The sequence below is a fragment of the Novosphingobium cyanobacteriorum genome, assembly GCF_029436685.1.
GTDB classification, from domain to species: Bacteria; Pseudomonadota; Alphaproteobacteria; order Sphingomonadales; family Sphingomonadaceae; genus Novosphingobium; species Novosphingobium cyanobacteriorum.
In genome coordinates this window covers 15,415-30,023 of record NZ_JAROCY010000027.1, presented here as the reverse complement: position 1 = coordinate 30,023, position 14,609 = coordinate 15,415, and the positions used below count along the sequence as shown (strand labels likewise).

Below are 14,609 nucleotides of genomic sequence, written 5' to 3'. Positions count from 1 at the left end.
ACTTCCTTAGCGGCTTGGTGATAGCGCTCCGCCTGCAATGGTGGAGTTGCCCGCATGAAGTCTCTAGGTATTGCGTCCCTGGCGCTGGCCATGGTTCTGGCCGGTTGCGGGCAGGACCCCAAGGCGAGTGCGGAGGCGGCGCGCAAGCATTTTGCCGTCCATGATTTCGTGGCTGCGCAGTCAGATCTGGCGGTGGCTTTGGGCGCTTTCCCCGATGATGCCGGCCTGATCGAACTTCATGCGCGCAATGCACTGATGCTGGGAGATGGCGTTGCCGCAGGGGCGAGCCTTCAGAAACTGGCAACCGCAAAGCGTCCGAAAGACTATGCCCTGCTGGTGGCAGAAGCGGCGCTATTGCGGGGAAGGGCGGACGATGCGTTGCAGCACCTCGGCGCCGATGGTTCCGCCCGCGCCCAGCGCATTCGCGGGTTGGCGCTACTGGCCAAGAACGACCGTGCGGGAGCAAAAGCAGCATTCGAGGCGGGGCTGAAGGCCGAACCCGCCGATCCGCGACTGCTGGCTGCGGCCGCAAAGCTGGCGCTGATGGGTGGGGATGCTGTCGCGGCGCGAACCATGGTGGACAAGGCTTTGGCCGCCGATGGTGGAGCGCTGGATCCGATGATCGCCGATGGGATCGTGTCCACGGCCGAAGGCGATCTGGCGCGTGCGCTGGCCTCCTATGACAAGGCGGCCAAGGCCTATCCGGGCAACCTTGCGGCCCTGACCGGGAAGGTCGGCGTGCTGGGCGATCTCGGCCGCATCGATGAGATGGAAGCCGCGCTGAAGGCCATGCCCGGCAACGATCCCGACGGAACCGTAGCCTACCTGACCGCGCGCGCCGCTGCCGAGCGCGGCAAGTGGGACAAGGTGAGGGAAATCCTGCAGGCCAGCGAGGACAAGCTTACCGGCCGAGACGATGCAGTCGTGCTCTATGCCCGCGCGTTGATCGCGCTGGGCCAGCCTGAACAGGCGCGGGCCCGGCTTGCTCCCTTGCTGACCCGCAATCCAGATAACCTGTTGGTCCGCCGGGAAATGGCAAAGGCCCAGATCGCCGGGCACGATCCGGCCGGGGCGGTGCAGACGCTGAAGGTCCTGGCGCGGAGCAAGGATGCCGCAGTCGACGACCTGCGCCTTCTGGCCAGTGCGGCCAAGGATGCCGGCGATCCTGATCTCGCCACCTACGAAGCCAGAGCCCGCTTTCCGTCGCCAAGAGCCCTGGGGGCGGCTCTTACTGCGGGTGATGCCGCCATGCGGGCCGGCAACTGGGGCAATGCGGTCAAGGCCTATGACCAGATCATGGCTGGCACCGACGGCAAGAATGCCCTGGTGCTCAACAACCTTGCCTGGGCGCACAGCCAGTTGGGCAATACTGCCAAGGCGCTTGACTATGCCAAGCGCGCCTATGCCGTCGCGCCCGACAATCCGTCGGTGATGGATACCTATGGCTGGCTGCTGGTGCAGTCAGGCGGCGACAAGGCCAAGGCGCTGAGCCTACTGCGCGGGGCTGCGGCCAAGGCTCCGGCGAACCGGACGATCCGCGATCACCTGCGGCAGGCGCAGCAGGGATAACTCACGAAGAAAAAGGGCGCCTCCGCCATCCCGGAAGCGCCCTTAATGCTACGCCGCCTTGCGACGGCGCAGGCTTTGTCCGTCCATCAGGCCGCAGCGAGCGTCGGCTTGCGGCGGCGGGCGAAGGCGAGGGCAATCGCGCCCGCGCCGAACAGCCCGAGCATGCCCGGTTCGGGAACGGGCGTGCCGCCCGTGGTGCTGCTGGTTGAGCTGATCGTGCCGGCGCCGCTGGCCGAAGAGACGCCATTGACGCCGACGATCGACTGGTAGCGCACGAAGAAATTGCTCAGCGTCAGCGCGCTCGGCGCAGTCGAGAAGCTGAGGGTGAAGGTGCCGGTGCCAGTCTGGCCAGCAGTGAGGCCGCCGCTGCCGCCGCCGGCGCACGCTCCAGTTGCTGCGTCCTTGAAGCACACGTCAACCGTGCCGATGCCGTTCGGGTAGTTCGAGTTGAGCGTGGTGTAAGAATAGGCGCCCGTCGAACTGGCCGAAGCGATCGAGGGATCGGTGTCGAATGCGAAGCTCGAGATGCGCGAGTCCGCCACGGGTGCCGAAGTGGTGTTGGCGACCGAGTAATCGAAGGTGTAATCGTTGCCCGATACGCCCGTGAGCGTGAAGGTGGTTGAACCGGTCAAGCCCGAGATCGAGGCCGTCGAGTCAGTGCCGGTGTAGCCGTTGTACCCAAGTGTCACGGTCTTGCCGATGTCGCTGGAAGCGAAGGTCATCGAATCTGCGAATGCGGGCGAGGTGGCGGCCATGGCCGCTGCGGCGATTAATCCGGCGATAGTCTTGGTGAAGCGCATGCCCAAACCCCCTGGTTAAAATCTGTATGAATTTTGTTACGCAACGGGCGTGCCAAGCGCTGATTTACGCCATTCTTGGTGGTTAACAGGGTTGAGGTCTGTAAACGAGACCGACGGTTCTGCGATGCTCGGGCGGTCTTTGGCGGAACGTGCCTTCACGGAAATTTCAGCGATCGATGGCATTTTCGCGCGCCATGAGACGACCACGCCTTCTGGCCGCAATTGTGTTGCCCAGCCTTCTTGCGCTTGCCGCGTGCGGCGGCGACCCTGCAGATCGCGCGGATGCCGCCCGAAAGGCATTCGCCGCCGAGGATTTCGCCACGGCCCGCACCGATGCGCTTGCTGCGCTGGAAGCCAATTCCGCCGACAAGGACATGCTGGCCCTGCTCGCCAAGGCACAGCTTGAACTGCGCGATGGTGATGGGGCGCAGGCCACGCTGGTGCGTCTGCAGTCTGCAGGCGCGAGCGGACCGGAGATCAGCCGCATGCTGGCAGAGGCCGCCCTGCTGCGCGGCCAGGAACGGCAGGTGTTCCAGCTCCTCGGCAACGATCAGGCGCCTTCGGCATGGCGCTTGCGCGCCTTGGCGCACCTTGCCGAAGATGATGGACCCGCCGCCCTTGATGCTTTCCGCAAGGGGATGGCCGCCGGCGACGATATGGCTACGACGCGCGATTACGCCCGCTTCCTGCTTGATGCGCAGGACTATGCCGGGGTGGCGCAGGCGCTTGCCGTGATGCAGAAGATCGCTCCTGATCGGCTGGACACGCTGATGCTTGCCGGAGACCTTGCCAGTCGGCAGGGACGGCAGGACGAAGCGGCCGGGTTCTGGAGCAAGGCGGCAAAGCGCTACACCCGCCGGATCGAACCCCTGCTGGCATTGGCGACTGGAGCGGACATCCGCGGCAAGGTTGACGAGGCGGCGAGTTATGTCGCCAAGGCCGAGAAGATCGCGCCCAAGGACAGCCGGGTTCAGGCCATGGTGGTGCAGATCGCGGCCGAAAAGGGCGAGTGGGAGAAAGTGCGCAGCACGCTTGCCTCACGCGAATCCACGCTGGATGCGCGCTCGTTCGAAGGCATGGCCTATGCCGAGGCGCTGCTGGCGCTGGACCATCCCGAGCAGGCACGAGCGTGGTTCGCCAAGGCGCTGTCACTCTCGCCCCAGAATCCCTACGCGCGGCTGATGCTGGCGGAATCGCTGCTGGCGACCGGCGACGGCGCATCTGCCCTGCGCACGGTTCGGCCGCTCTCTGACAGCGTGCTTGCGGGAAAGCGGGAACTGGACCTTGCCGTGCGGGCCGCGCAGAAGATCAACGATCCGTCCCTGCCGGCGCTGCAGGCGCGGTTGTCCTCCCCGCAGCTCGACGCCAACGCCCGTGCCGCCGGGGCTGCGCAGGCGGCCATGGCCCGGCGGGACTGGTCAGGCGCGGTGAATGCGCTGCGCCAGATTCCGGGACACGAAGGAGATGCCGAAGTGCTCAAGCGTCTGGCATTTGCCAGCAGCAACGGCGGCCAGCACGATCAGGCGATCGGGTTTGCCGACAAGGCCCTGCTGATCGAACCACGCAATCCCGACATGTTGCATATTGCCGGGCTGGTCCGGATGAACGCAGGGCGTGACCCGGATCAGGCGCAGCGCCTGCTCAAGCAGGCGAGCGAGCTCGATCCCGCCAACCGCGTTTTCCGGGGTGACCTGGCCCGGGCTGCGCACGCGGGCGGCTGAAGGTTGGCCCAAAGCAGAAAGGGGCGCTGCCGGGGGTCCGGCAGCGCCCCTTTTCATGCGATCGTTGTGCGATCAGCGGCGACGACGACGCGCCACGGCCAGGCCGATGAAGCCCAGGCCCATCATGCCCAGCATGCCCGGTTCAGGCACGTCGGTGCCGCCAGTGGTCGAGCTGGTGGTGCCGCCCGACGTGGTCGAGGTCGTCGAGGTGGTGGTGCCGCCCGAGGTCGTCGACGTGGTGGTACCGCCCGAAGTGGTCGAGGTGGTGGTGCCGCCCGAAGTCGTCGAGGTGGTGGTGCCGCCCGAGGTCGTCGAGGTGGACGAGGTCGAGGTGCACATGCCGGCGCCGGTGGAGTCACCGCAGTTGCAGTAGTGCTTGTGGAAGAGCCAGGCGTTGGCCTGACCGGCGAAGCCGAACGAGCCGATCATGGCTGCGGCGATGATGGCGATGCGCTTCATGACTGTTCCCCTGTCAAATGTCGGTAACCGTGAGTTTGGTTGCCAACATCCTTTGCAGAGAGCGTGCCAATTCAAGAAAATCAGGAGTTTGAAAGGTTAACCGGGCCGGTTCGTTGTAAGGATTGTAAGCTCCACCGACTTTTTAGCGTTAACCTTCATGAATTTCTGCGTCTGCGAAAACGAATTTCTTATGAATTCAATCGCAACGTAACATCGTTCATAAAGCGCACGTCGTCACCCTTGGCCAGCCAGTCCGCCTCGGCCGCCATGGCGCCCAGCATGTCCGTCAGGTCATCTTGCTCCGTTTTGGCAAAATTGCCCAGTACGTGCCCGGTCACCCGATCCTTGTGTCCGGGATGGCCGATACCGATCCGCACCCGGCGGAAATCCGGCCCCAGGTGCTTGTCGATCGAACGCAGGCCGTTGTGCCCGGCGGTGCCGCCGCCCTGCTTCACCTTCACCTTGAACGGGGCGAGGTCGAGCTCGTCATGGAACACGGTCAACGCTTCCACGCCCAGCTTGTAGAAGCGCAGCGCTTCGCCCACCGAACGGCCGCTTTCGTTCATGAAGGTGGCAGGCTTCAGCAGCAGCACCTTCTGCGTGCCGATGCGGCCTTCCTGCACCCAGCCCTGGAACTTCTTCTGCACCGGTCCGAAGCTGTGCACCTCGGCAATGGTGTCCAGCGCCATGAAGCCCACGTTGTGGCGATGCAGCGCATATTGGGGCCCGGGATTGCCCAAGCCGACCCAGACTTGCATGGAGCGCTCCTTTCAGTGCGCCTCTGCCATGGCAGATGGCGGCGCGCAAAAGAAGAACCCCTCCTGCACCGGGCAGAAGGGGTCCTTTGAACCAACCTGCAAAGCCGATCAGGCCTTGGTGGTGTCGCCTTCTTCGCTCTTCAGCGAGGAGGGGGCAACCACGGTGGCGATGGTGAAGTCGCGATCGGTGATCGCGCTCTTCACGCCAGCCGGCAGGGTCACCGCGCTGATGTGGATCGATTCGCCCACGTCATAGCCGGACACGTCGATGGCGATCTCGTCGGGGATCGCGTCGGGGGTGCAGACCAGCTCCAGCTCGTGGCGCACGATGTTGAGCACGCCGCCCTTCTTCAGGCCGGGCGACTTCTCTTCGTTGGCGAACACCACCGGCACGTTCACGTGCACGGCATGGTCGGCCGAAAGGCGCAGGAAGTCGGCGTGTTCCGGACGGTCGGTAACCGCGTGGAAGGCAACGTCCTTGGGCAGCGTGCGAACGGTTTCGCCGCCCACGGTGAGCTCGACGATCGAGTTGAAGAAGTGGCCGGTGCCCAGCGCCTTGACCAGCGCCTTTTCTTCAACGTGGATCGCAATGGGATCCTGCTTTTCGCCGTAGATCACGGCGGGGATGCGGCCTTCGCGACGCAGTACTCGGGAGGCTCCCTTGCCAACCCGATCGCGCGTCTCGGCAGCCAGCGTAAGCGTCTCGCTCATGGACTGTACCTTCCGAAAATGCATATGTTGAACAAATCAACCCGCCACGCCTCCAGGGATGACCATGACGGGAAGCGGCGGGCCATAGCGGTTCCGCCGCAAAACGCAAGCTTTCTGGCGCTATTGGATGCGCTTCACCTTCCACCCGCGCGCCATCAGCATCCGCGGCAATCCGTCCGCGCCCACCACATGCGCTGCGCCCACGGCGATGAAAGGGCGGCTGCCCGCTCTCAGCATGCGGTCGATCTCGTCGGCCCACACCCGGTTGCGCCCCGTCAGCAAAGCATCGCGGATCACCCCGTCGGCAAGGAATCCGGTCGTCGCCTCGCGCGCCATGCCCAGCTCGTCGCCGCGCAGCCACAGCGCCATCATGTCTGCGTCGTCGTCCTTGCTGTCGGCCGCTTCCACCGCCACCTGCTCCAGCAGGACCGTCTGCGCCCGTTCCGGCAGCCTGTCGAACGCGCCAAACTGTCCATCCAGCGTCTCCAGCCCCGCCACCGGGCGATTGCCGATGGCCTTGCGCAGCTCCGGCTCCACGCCGCTGGCCGGATCCATGCCGTTCTTCTGCCCGCCGATTGCCGCGATCTGCAGCGCCACGGCCCAGCTTTCCTGGTCCTTGAACTGCTCGTCGTTCAACGACAACTGGCGATAGACCTTGGCAAGGTCGGCGCGAAACTTCACCCCGATGCGTTGCGATGGCGGCGGCAGGCCATCTGTAAACGCCAGCTTGCCCAGCGCCTCGCCCGCCACCTCGCTGTCCAGCGGCTGCCCGATCTCAAGCACCAGCCGGTCTGCCTGCTGCAAGGCCTGGTCGATCGCCGCCCTGCGCCAATGCGTGCCGGGGGGCAGCGCGTGCACCGTGCCCATGATCCAGCCGTGCACGCCCGCCGCGTCGGATATCTCCCAGATCGCCACGCGCGATTGCACCGGTTCGGGCGCAGGCTTGTGGCACGCAGCCAGCGCAGCCAGCGCGATCGCGGCCAGCCAGCGCCTCATTGCACGCGCGCCGCGGCAATGCCGGACTTCGCCAGCACGTCCTGCACGCTGCCCGATCCGGCGAGGTGGCCGGCACCCACCGCCACGAACACCGTGCCCGGCTGCTTCAGCCGCTGCCGCACCCAATCGGCCCACGCACGGTTGCGCCGCAGGATCAGCACGTCGGTCAGCAGCGGGTCGTCCTTTCCTTCGTCCTCGTTGATCAACCGGGCCAAACCTTCGGCATCCCCCGTGCCCCAGGCCAGCGCCATTTTCTCGACCTCGGCCGGGATCGTGTCGTATTCGCTGATCACTTCGGCCAGATAGCGCAGCTGAACGCCGCGCGGCAGCCCGTCGAGCAATGACAGCTGCTGGTCCACACTCTCAAGCGCGCCGTGCGGTCGATCGGCAGCGCGCTGTTCCAGCGCCGTTTCCACCCCGTGCCGCACCGAAAAGCCCTGTTGCAACAGGGGCAGGGATGAAAGCACCACGGCCGCATACCACGGCTTGTACCGGTCGAAGGCCTGCAGCGGCAGGCCATGGCTTTTCATGAATGCCTCAAAGGCGGCACGCTGCCCTGGGCGCATCAGGCCCCGCAATGTCCGCCGCGGCGGCAACATGGCCCGTTCCAGCAGGGCGGCCTGCGTTTGTGCGCCCGATGGGTCTAATACCTCGGTCACCAGTTCGGCCGATCCATCCACCGCCTGCGCAATCGGTCCGGTCAGCCAGTCTTTTCCGGGTGGCAGCATGTGCACCGTGCCGAACAGCCAGATCGTGGTGTCTTCGTCCTGCACCTTCCATAGCGCCGGATGCAGAACCTCCTGCCCCAGCGCCACCTGCAACGGGGCAAGCGCCAGCCACGCGGCGGCAAGGAAACGGAAGGCCGGGATCATGCCGGGGAGCGATGGACCAAGCCGTTGCCTCCCGCAAGCAGCAGATTACCCGTTGTGGGCCGCAATCGTCCCCGCGCAAAGGTTGATTTGCCGCCGTCCATCGGCCAAAGGCCGCGCATGGCCGAACAGACCGACAAGACGATGAGCCTGCAGGACATGATCCTGCGCCTCCACGCCTTCTGGAGCGAGCAGGGCTGCCTGATCCTCCAGCCCTATGACATGCGCATGGGCGCTGGCACGTTCCACACCGCCACCACGCTGCGCGCGCTTGGGCCGGAGCCGTGGAATGCGGCCTTCGTCCAGCCCTGCCGCCGCCCCACCGACGGTCGCTATGGCGAAAACCCCAACCGCCTGCAGCACTACTACCAATACCAGGTGATCCTGAAGCCGAGCCCGGAGAACCTGCAGGAGCTCTATCTGCAGTCGCTGGTGGAAATCGGCATCGATCCGCTGGTCCATGATATCCGCTTTGTGGAAGACGATTGGGAATCGCCCACACTCGGCGCGTGGGGCCTCGGCTGGGAAGTGTGGTGCGACGGGATGGAGGTGACGCAGTTCACCTATTTCCAGCAGATGGGCGGCTTTGATTGCAAGCCCGTGGCGGGCGAACTGACCTACGGCCTTGAGCGCCTCGCCATGTACATCCAGGGCGTCGACAACGTCTATGACCTGCGCTTCAACAACGCGGGCGTCTCCTATGGCGATGTGTTCCTGGAAAACGAACGGCAGATGTCGAAGTGGAACTTCGAGGTTGCCGATACCGACAGCCTGTTCGAAGGCTTCCGCCGCGCCGAGGAAGAGTGCAAGCGCAGTCTGGCTGCCGACGTGCCCATTGCCGCCTATGAACAGGCGATCGAGGCCAGCCACCTGTTCAACCTGCTGCAGGCGCGCGGCGTGATCAGCGTTCAGGAACGCGCCAGCTACATGGGCCGCGTGCGCGATCTCGCCCGCGGATCGTGCGAGGCCTACATGGCGAAGTTCAAGGACGAATGGGCCGCAAAGTATCCGGAGTGGGCGGCATGAGTGCAGATTTCCTTCTCGAACTGCGCTGCGAGGAAATTCCTGCACGCATGCAGGCCGGCGCGCGTGCCGATCTGGAAAAGCTGTTCCGCAAGGAACTGGACGCCGCCGGGCTCAAGGCGGGCGAGGTCTCCGTCTGGTCCACCCCGCGCCGCCTTGCGCTGATCGCCCGCGCCCTGCCACTGGCGACCGAGGCGGTGAGCGAGGAAGTGAAGGGCCCGCGCACCAGCGCGCCCGAACAGGCGCTGGAAGGCTTCCTGCGCAAGACCGGCCTTTCGAAGGACCAGCTGACCGAACGCGACGGCGTTTGGTTCGCCATCACCGAAAAGCCCGGCCGCGCCACCCGCGATGTGCTCGCGCAGGCGATCCCCGCGATCATCCGCGCCTTCCCCTGGCCCAAGAGCCAGCGCTGGGGCGCAGCCTCGATCAGCACGGAATCGCTGCGCTGGGTGCGCCCGCTTTCGGGCATTGTCGCCATCCTGGGCGAAGATCTCGTCGAATGCGAGATCGGCGGCATCCGCTCGGGCTACGCCACGCTCGGCCACCGCTTCCACCATGCGGGCGAGATCACCATCGGCGGCGCGGCGGACTATGCGGAAAAGCTGCGCGCCTGCCATGTGATCGTCGATCACGCCGAGCGTGAGGCGATGGTGCGCGATCGTGCCAAGTCCGCCGCCGAAGCCGCCGGCCTCGTGCTGGTGGAGGACGAAGGGCTGGTGATCGAGAATGCCGGCCTCACCGAATGGCCGGTGCCGCTGCTGGGCCGCTTTGACGAAGCGTTCCTCTCCGTCCCGCCCGAAGTCATCCAGCTTACCGCGCGGGTGAACCAGAAGTATTTCATCTGCCGCGATGGCGCAGGCAAGCTCGCCAACGCCTTCGTCTGTACGGCGAACATCGAGGCGAAGGACGGCGGCGCCGCCATCGTCGATGGCAACCGCAAGGTTCTCGCCGCCCGCCTCTCGGATGCACGCTTCTTCTGGGAACAGGACAAGAAGCCCCCGCTGGCGCAGCAGGCCGGGAAGCTGGCACGAATCACCTTCCACGAAAAGCTCGGCACCGTGGCCGACAAGGTGGAGCGCGTCGCCAAGCTGGCCGAATGGCTGGCAAGCGAAGGCATCGTGCCGAACTGCGACCCCGCTCTGGCGCGGCAGGCGGCGGAGCTGTGCAAGGCCGATCTCGTCACCGAGATGGTCGGCGAATTCCCCGAACTGCAGGGCCTGATGGGCGGCTACTACGCCCGCGCCGAAGGCCTTCCTGACGCCGTCGCCGATGCGATCCGCGACCACTACAAGCCCGTGGGGCAGGGCGACGATGTCCCCACCGCGCCGGTGACTGTGGCCGTGGCGCTGGCGGACAAGCTGGATACGCTGCGAAGCTTCTTCTCAATCGACGAGAAGCCGACCGGTTCTAAGGACCCTTTTGCGCTCCGTCGCGCTGCCCTTGGCATCATCCGCCTCGTCACCGAAAACGGCCTGCGCATGAGCGCGGGTGAGGGGGATCTGCTCGCCTTCTTCGCCGACCGCCTAAAGGTCCAGCAACGCGAAGCCGGCGTCCGCCATGACCTGATCGACGCGGTGTTCGCGCTCGGCGGCGAGGACGATCTTGTCCGCCTGCTCGCCCGCGTCCATGCGCTGCAGGCTTTCGTCGGCACCGAGGATGGCGTGAACCTGCTCGCGGGCTACAAGCGCGCCGCCAATATCCTCAAGAAGGAGCAGGCGACCGACCAGAATGCCGGCGCGCGGGGTGAGGGCGTTGTGCCGCCCACCGGAGAGGAAGATCCGCTCGTGCTGGTCGACGATCCGTTGTTCAAGGGCGTGGCTGCACAGTTCGCGCATCCCGAACTCGGTTACACTCCCGAACCTGCCGAAAAGGCGCTGATGGACGCGCTGGCCGATGCCGCGCCGCGCGCCGAGGCTGCCGTGGCGGCAGAGGATTTCACCGCTGCAATGGCCGCGCTCGCATCCCTGCGGGAACCGATCGATGCCTTTTTTGATAGTGTCACGGTCAATGATGCAGATGCTAACAAGCGCTGCAACCGCCTTGGGTTGCTTGACCAGTTCCGTGCTGCAGTGCACAAGGTGGCCGATTTCTCGCGTATCGAGGGCTGAGCTTCACCCCCTTTGTCAGGGGTGACCTGCCCTAAGGACCAAGGATAACTGGGAGCTTCGCAGGCCGATGAGCGCATACGTATTCCATTTCGGCGGCGGCGCCGTTTCCAGTGATTCGCGGGCCAAGGACAAGACCATCGTCGGCGGCAAGGGCGCCAATCTTGCCGAAATGGCGGGCATTGGCCTCCCGGTCCCTCCCGGCTTCACCATCAGCACCGAAGTCTGCGCCCTCTACAACGAGAACGGCAAGACCTTTGACGAAGACCTGCGCGCCGCCGTGGCCCGCGGTGTCAGCCATATCGAAGCCGCCACCGCCCGCACCTTTGGCGATGCCGCCAACCCGCTGCTCGTCTCGGTCCGCTCGGGTGCCAGAGTCTCTATGCCGGGCATGATGGACACCGTGCTCAACCTCGGCCTCAATGACGCAACCGTCGCAGGCCTCGCGGCCGGTTCCGGCGACGCCCGCTTCGCGTGGGACAGCTATCGCCGCTTCATCCAGATGTATTCCGACGTGGTGCTCGGCCTCGATCACCATCGCTTCGAAGACGCGCTGGAAATCGCCAAGGAAGACAACGGCTTCTTCAACGACGTGGAGATGGGGGCCGAACACTGGCAGGCGCTCGTCGGCGAATACAAGGCGATCGTCGCCGAAGAACTGGGTCGCCCGTTCCCGCAGGACGTCCACGAACAGCTCTGGGGCGCCATCGCCGCCGTGTTCGAGAGCTGGGAGAGCGACCGCGCCAAGGTCTACCGCAAGCTGAACGACATCCCGCAGGGCTGGGGCACGGCGGTCAACGTGCAGGCCATGGTCTTCGGCAACATGGGCGATACCAGCGCCACGGGCGTTGCCTTCACCCGCGATCCCGCCACGGGCGAGAAGGCCTACTACGGCGAATGGCTGGTCAATGCCCAAGGTGAGGACGTCGTTGCCGGCATCCGCACCCCGCAATACCTGACCAAGGCCGCACGCGAGCGCGCCGGGGCCAAGCCGCTGTCGATGGAAGAGGCGATGCCCGGCGCCTATGCCGAACTCGCCGCCGTGTTCGAGCTGCTCGAAAAGCACTACTGCGACATGCAGGACATTGAATTCACCGTCGAGAAGGGCAAGCTGTTCATGCTGCAGACCCGCTCGGGCAAGCGCACCGCCAAGGCCGCGCTCAAGATGGCGGTGGACATGGTGGGCGAGGGTCTGATCGACGAGGCCACCGCCATCCGCCGCATCGATCCCATGGCGCTCGATCAGCTGCTCCACCCCACGCTCGATCCCAAGGCACAGCGTGACGTGCTCGCCCGTGGCCTGCCGGCCAGCCCCGGCGCGGCCAGCGGCGCCGTGGTGTTCGATGCCGATACCGCACAGACCCTGGCCGAACGCGGCGACGCCGTGATCCTTGTCCGTGTCGAGACCAGCCCCGAAGACATCCACGGCATGCACGCGGCAAAGGGCATCCTCACCGCGCGTGGCGGCATGACCAGCCACGCCGCCGTGGTCGCGCGCGGCATGGGCCGCCCTTGCGTTTCGGGCGCCTCGGCGCTTTCGATCGACATGGCCACCCGCACCGCGCGCATCGGCAGCCGCGAGGTGAAAGAGGGCGACGTCATCACCCTCGATGGTTCGAACGGCGATGTGATGGCGGGCAAGGTGCCCACCGTCGAGCCCGAGCTGGTCGGCGATTTCGGCACGCTGATGGAATGGGCTGACAAGCACCGCCGCATGAAGGTGCGCACCAACGCGGAAACCCCGCTCGATTGCCAGGTCGCCCGCCAGTTCGGCGCGGAAGGCATCGGTCTGTGCCGCACAGAGCACATGTTCTTCGAAGCCGGTCGCATTTCCGCCGTGCGCCAGATGATCCTGGCCGACGACGAAGCCGGCCGTCGGGCGGCCCTTGCCAAGCTGCTGCCCGAACAGCGCAGCGACTTCCAGTCGATCTTCGAAGTCATGGCCGGCCTGCCCGTCACCATCCGCCTGCTCGATCCGCCGCTGCACGAATTCCTGCCGCATGGTGATGCCGAGTTCGCCGAACTGGCCGAAGCCACCGGCCTCGGCGTCGATCATCTGAAGCGCCGCGCGGGCGAACTGCACGAATTCAACCCGATGCTCGGCCATCGCGGCTGCCGCCTCGGCATCACTTTCCCCGAGATCTACGAGATGCAGGCGCGGGCAATCTTCGAAGCGGCCTGCGACGTTGCCGACCAGAGCGGCGATGCACCGATTCCCGAAGTGATGATCCCGCTCGTCGCCACCAGGCGCGAGCTGGAAATCCTGCGCGCGCTGGTCGATCGCGTGGCCGTGGAAGTCTTTGCCGAGAAGGGCCGCATGCTCGAATACATGGTCGGCACGATGATCGAGCTGCCACGCGCCGCGCTGATGGCGGGCGAGATTGCCGAGGAGGCGAAGTTTTTCTCGTTTGGTACCAATGATTTGACCCAGACGACACTGGGCGTCAGCCGCGATGACGCCGCGCGCTTCCTCAACCCCTATGTCGATCAGGGCATCTACCCGCGCGATCCCTTCGTCAGCCTCGACATCGAAGGCGTCGGCCAGCTGGTGGAACTGGCGGCAGAGCGTGGCCGCAGTACCCGGCCCCATCTCAAGCTGGGCATCTGCGGTGAACACGGCGGCGATCCCGCCTCGATCGCATTCTGCGAAAAGACCGGCCTCGATTACGTCTCGGCCAGCCCCTATCGCGTCCCCATCGCCCGTCTCGCTGCCGCCCAGGCCGCTCTGGGCTGACGCTCCTCGAACGCCCCTCCCGCAGGCGGGAGGGGCCCTTCCTTCTCCCCTCCCGCAGGCGGGAGGGGCAGGGGTAGAGCCTGTTTCTCCTGCTCCCGCCTCAGAACTTTGGCGCGCGCAAGGCCTTCGCCCACCCGCTCAGGGTCAGGATTTCGAACGTTTCCACCACGCGGCCCTGCGCGTCGGCGGCAGCCGTGAATGCAGCCTCGGCACGCGCCAGTGCCGCCTTGCTCATCGCCCCGCCACCTCGTTCCAGGCAGGCCGACAGACCTTGCTCGCGCAGATCGCCAACCATGCGCGAAAGTGATCGGAACGCCACATCCAGTGCGCGTGAATCCGCCACCGGATCGGCAAACCCGCAGCGCTGCATCAATTGCGCCCCGGCGCGCACGTCCACCATCGGATGGATGCGCGGGGCAGGGCGCTCGCCATCTGCCGCCAGCATGATCTCGCGCAGTGCCTTCGCACTCCCGGCGCCCACGATGCTCACGATGGCAAGGCCACCGGGCGCCAGCGCCTTGCGCACGTGCACCAGCGCGCCCGGCAGGTCGTTCACCGTGTCCAGCGTGCCAAGACTGGCGATCAGGTCAAACCCGCCAACGGGATAGGGCTGCTCCTCGTCCAGTGCGATCTCGTCCGCCATCGGTGCTGGATCAGCTAGGGTGACAGCAACCCCTTGTCGGCGCAGTGCAGCCGCCACGGCGCCGGTCATGTCACCCACAAGCAGGGCGCTGGCCGGTTCGTGGCGCAGGAACGCCAGCCGTTCCAGCACATCCTCGGCCATGTCGTCGGCGATATAGTGCGCGGCATCGGCGTGCTGTTGCAGACTGCGCATCCTTCGGCGCATGGCGGCGCGGCGTTGTT

At 65.8% G+C, this 14,609-nt stretch carries 12 protein-coding genes; 5 read left to right on the top strand and 7 right to left on the bottom strand.

The window, feature by feature from the left end:
• Positions 1 to 54 precede the first annotated feature (54 nt).
• Positions 55 to 1,569, top strand: coding sequence for a tetratricopeptide repeat protein (locus POM99_RS19680; RefSeq protein ID WP_277280395.1), 1,515 nt, complete (start codon positions 55 to 57; stop codon positions 1,567 to 1,569).
• An 86-nt stretch (positions 1,570 to 1,655) separates the two neighbouring features.
• Here the strand turns inward: POM99_RS19680 and POM99_RS19675 are convergent, their stop codons facing one another.
• Complete coding sequence (locus POM99_RS19675; protein WP_277280394.1) at positions 1,656 to 2,369, bottom strand: cistern family PEP-CTERM protein; 714 nt, start codon at positions 2,367 to 2,369, stop codon at positions 1,656 to 1,658.
• Between the two features lie 224 nt (positions 2,370 to 2,593).
• Here POM99_RS19675 and POM99_RS19670 point away from each other — a divergent pair, with 224 nt between their 5' ends.
• Positions 2,594 to 4,090, top strand: a complete 1,497-nt coding sequence (locus POM99_RS19670) for a tetratricopeptide repeat protein (protein ID WP_277280393.1) — start codon at positions 2,594 to 2,596, stop codon at positions 4,088 to 4,090.
• Between the two features lie 72 nt (positions 4,091 to 4,162).
• Here POM99_RS19670 and POM99_RS19665 read toward each other — a convergent pair whose 3' ends face one another.
• From POM99_RS19665 to POM99_RS19645, 5 genes are all read right to left on the bottom strand, one after another.
• Positions 4,163 to 4,549: a PEP-CTERM sorting domain-containing protein gene (locus tag POM99_RS19665; RefSeq protein ID WP_277280392.1), complete on the bottom strand. Its 387-nt coding sequence runs from the start codon at positions 4,547 to 4,549 to the stop codon at positions 4,163 to 4,165.
• A gap of 188 nt (positions 4,550 to 4,737) precedes the next feature.
• The gene (pth, locus tag POM99_RS19660) at positions 4,738 to 5,307 is read right to left on the bottom strand and encodes an aminoacyl-tRNA hydrolase (RefSeq protein ID WP_277280391.1); all 570 of its coding nucleotides are present in this window, start codon (positions 5,305 to 5,307) and stop codon (positions 4,738 to 4,740) included.
• 108 nt (positions 5,308 to 5,415) lie between these two features.
• A complete protein-coding gene (locus tag POM99_RS19655; RefSeq protein ID WP_277280390.1) occupies positions 5,416 to 6,018 on the bottom strand; it encodes a 50S ribosomal protein L25/general stress protein Ctc in 603 nt (200 codons plus the stop codon).
• A gap of 120 nt (positions 6,019 to 6,138) precedes the next feature.
• A complete protein-coding gene (locus POM99_RS19650; protein WP_277280389.1) occupies positions 6,139 to 7,014 on the bottom strand; it encodes a TraB/GumN family protein in 876 nt (291 codons plus the stop codon).
• A complete protein-coding gene (locus tag POM99_RS19645; protein WP_277280388.1) occupies positions 7,011 to 7,886 on the bottom strand; it encodes a TraB/GumN family protein in 876 nt (291 codons plus the stop codon). The genes POM99_RS19650 and POM99_RS19645 overlap by 4 nt, the downstream gene beginning before the upstream one ends.
• Positions 7,887 to 8,003: 117 nt before the next feature.
• Here POM99_RS19645 and POM99_RS19640 point away from each other — a divergent pair, with 117 nt between their 5' ends.
• The 3 genes from POM99_RS19640 (at position 8,004) to ppdK (ending at position 13,745) form a co-directional block, all read left to right on the top strand.
• Positions 8,004 to 8,909 (top strand): glycine--tRNA ligase subunit alpha, encoded by a 906-nt coding sequence (locus tag POM99_RS19640; protein ID WP_277280387.1) that lies wholly within the window; start codon positions 8,004 to 8,006, stop codon positions 8,907 to 8,909.
• Positions 8,906 to 11,014 (top strand): glycine--tRNA ligase subunit beta, encoded by a 2,109-nt coding sequence (gene glyS, locus POM99_RS19635; protein ID WP_277280386.1) that lies wholly within the window; start codon positions 8,906 to 8,908, stop codon positions 11,012 to 11,014. Before POM99_RS19640 ends, glyS begins: the two co-directional genes overlap by 4 nt.
• Before the next feature lie 67 nt (positions 11,015 to 11,081).
• On the top strand, positions 11,082 to 13,745 hold the full coding sequence (ppdK, locus tag POM99_RS19630; protein ID WP_277280385.1) for a pyruvate, phosphate dikinase: 2,664 nt from the start codon (positions 11,082 to 11,084) through the stop codon (positions 13,743 to 13,745).
• 100 nt (positions 13,746 to 13,845) lie between these two features.
• On the opposite strand, the gene POM99_RS19625 is transcribed toward ppdK, so the two are convergent.
• Positions 13,846 to 14,580, bottom strand: coding sequence for a class I SAM-dependent methyltransferase (locus POM99_RS19625; RefSeq protein WP_277280384.1), 735 nt, complete (start codon positions 14,578 to 14,580; stop codon positions 13,846 to 13,848).
• Between the last annotated feature and the right edge of the window lie 29 nt (positions 14,581 to 14,609).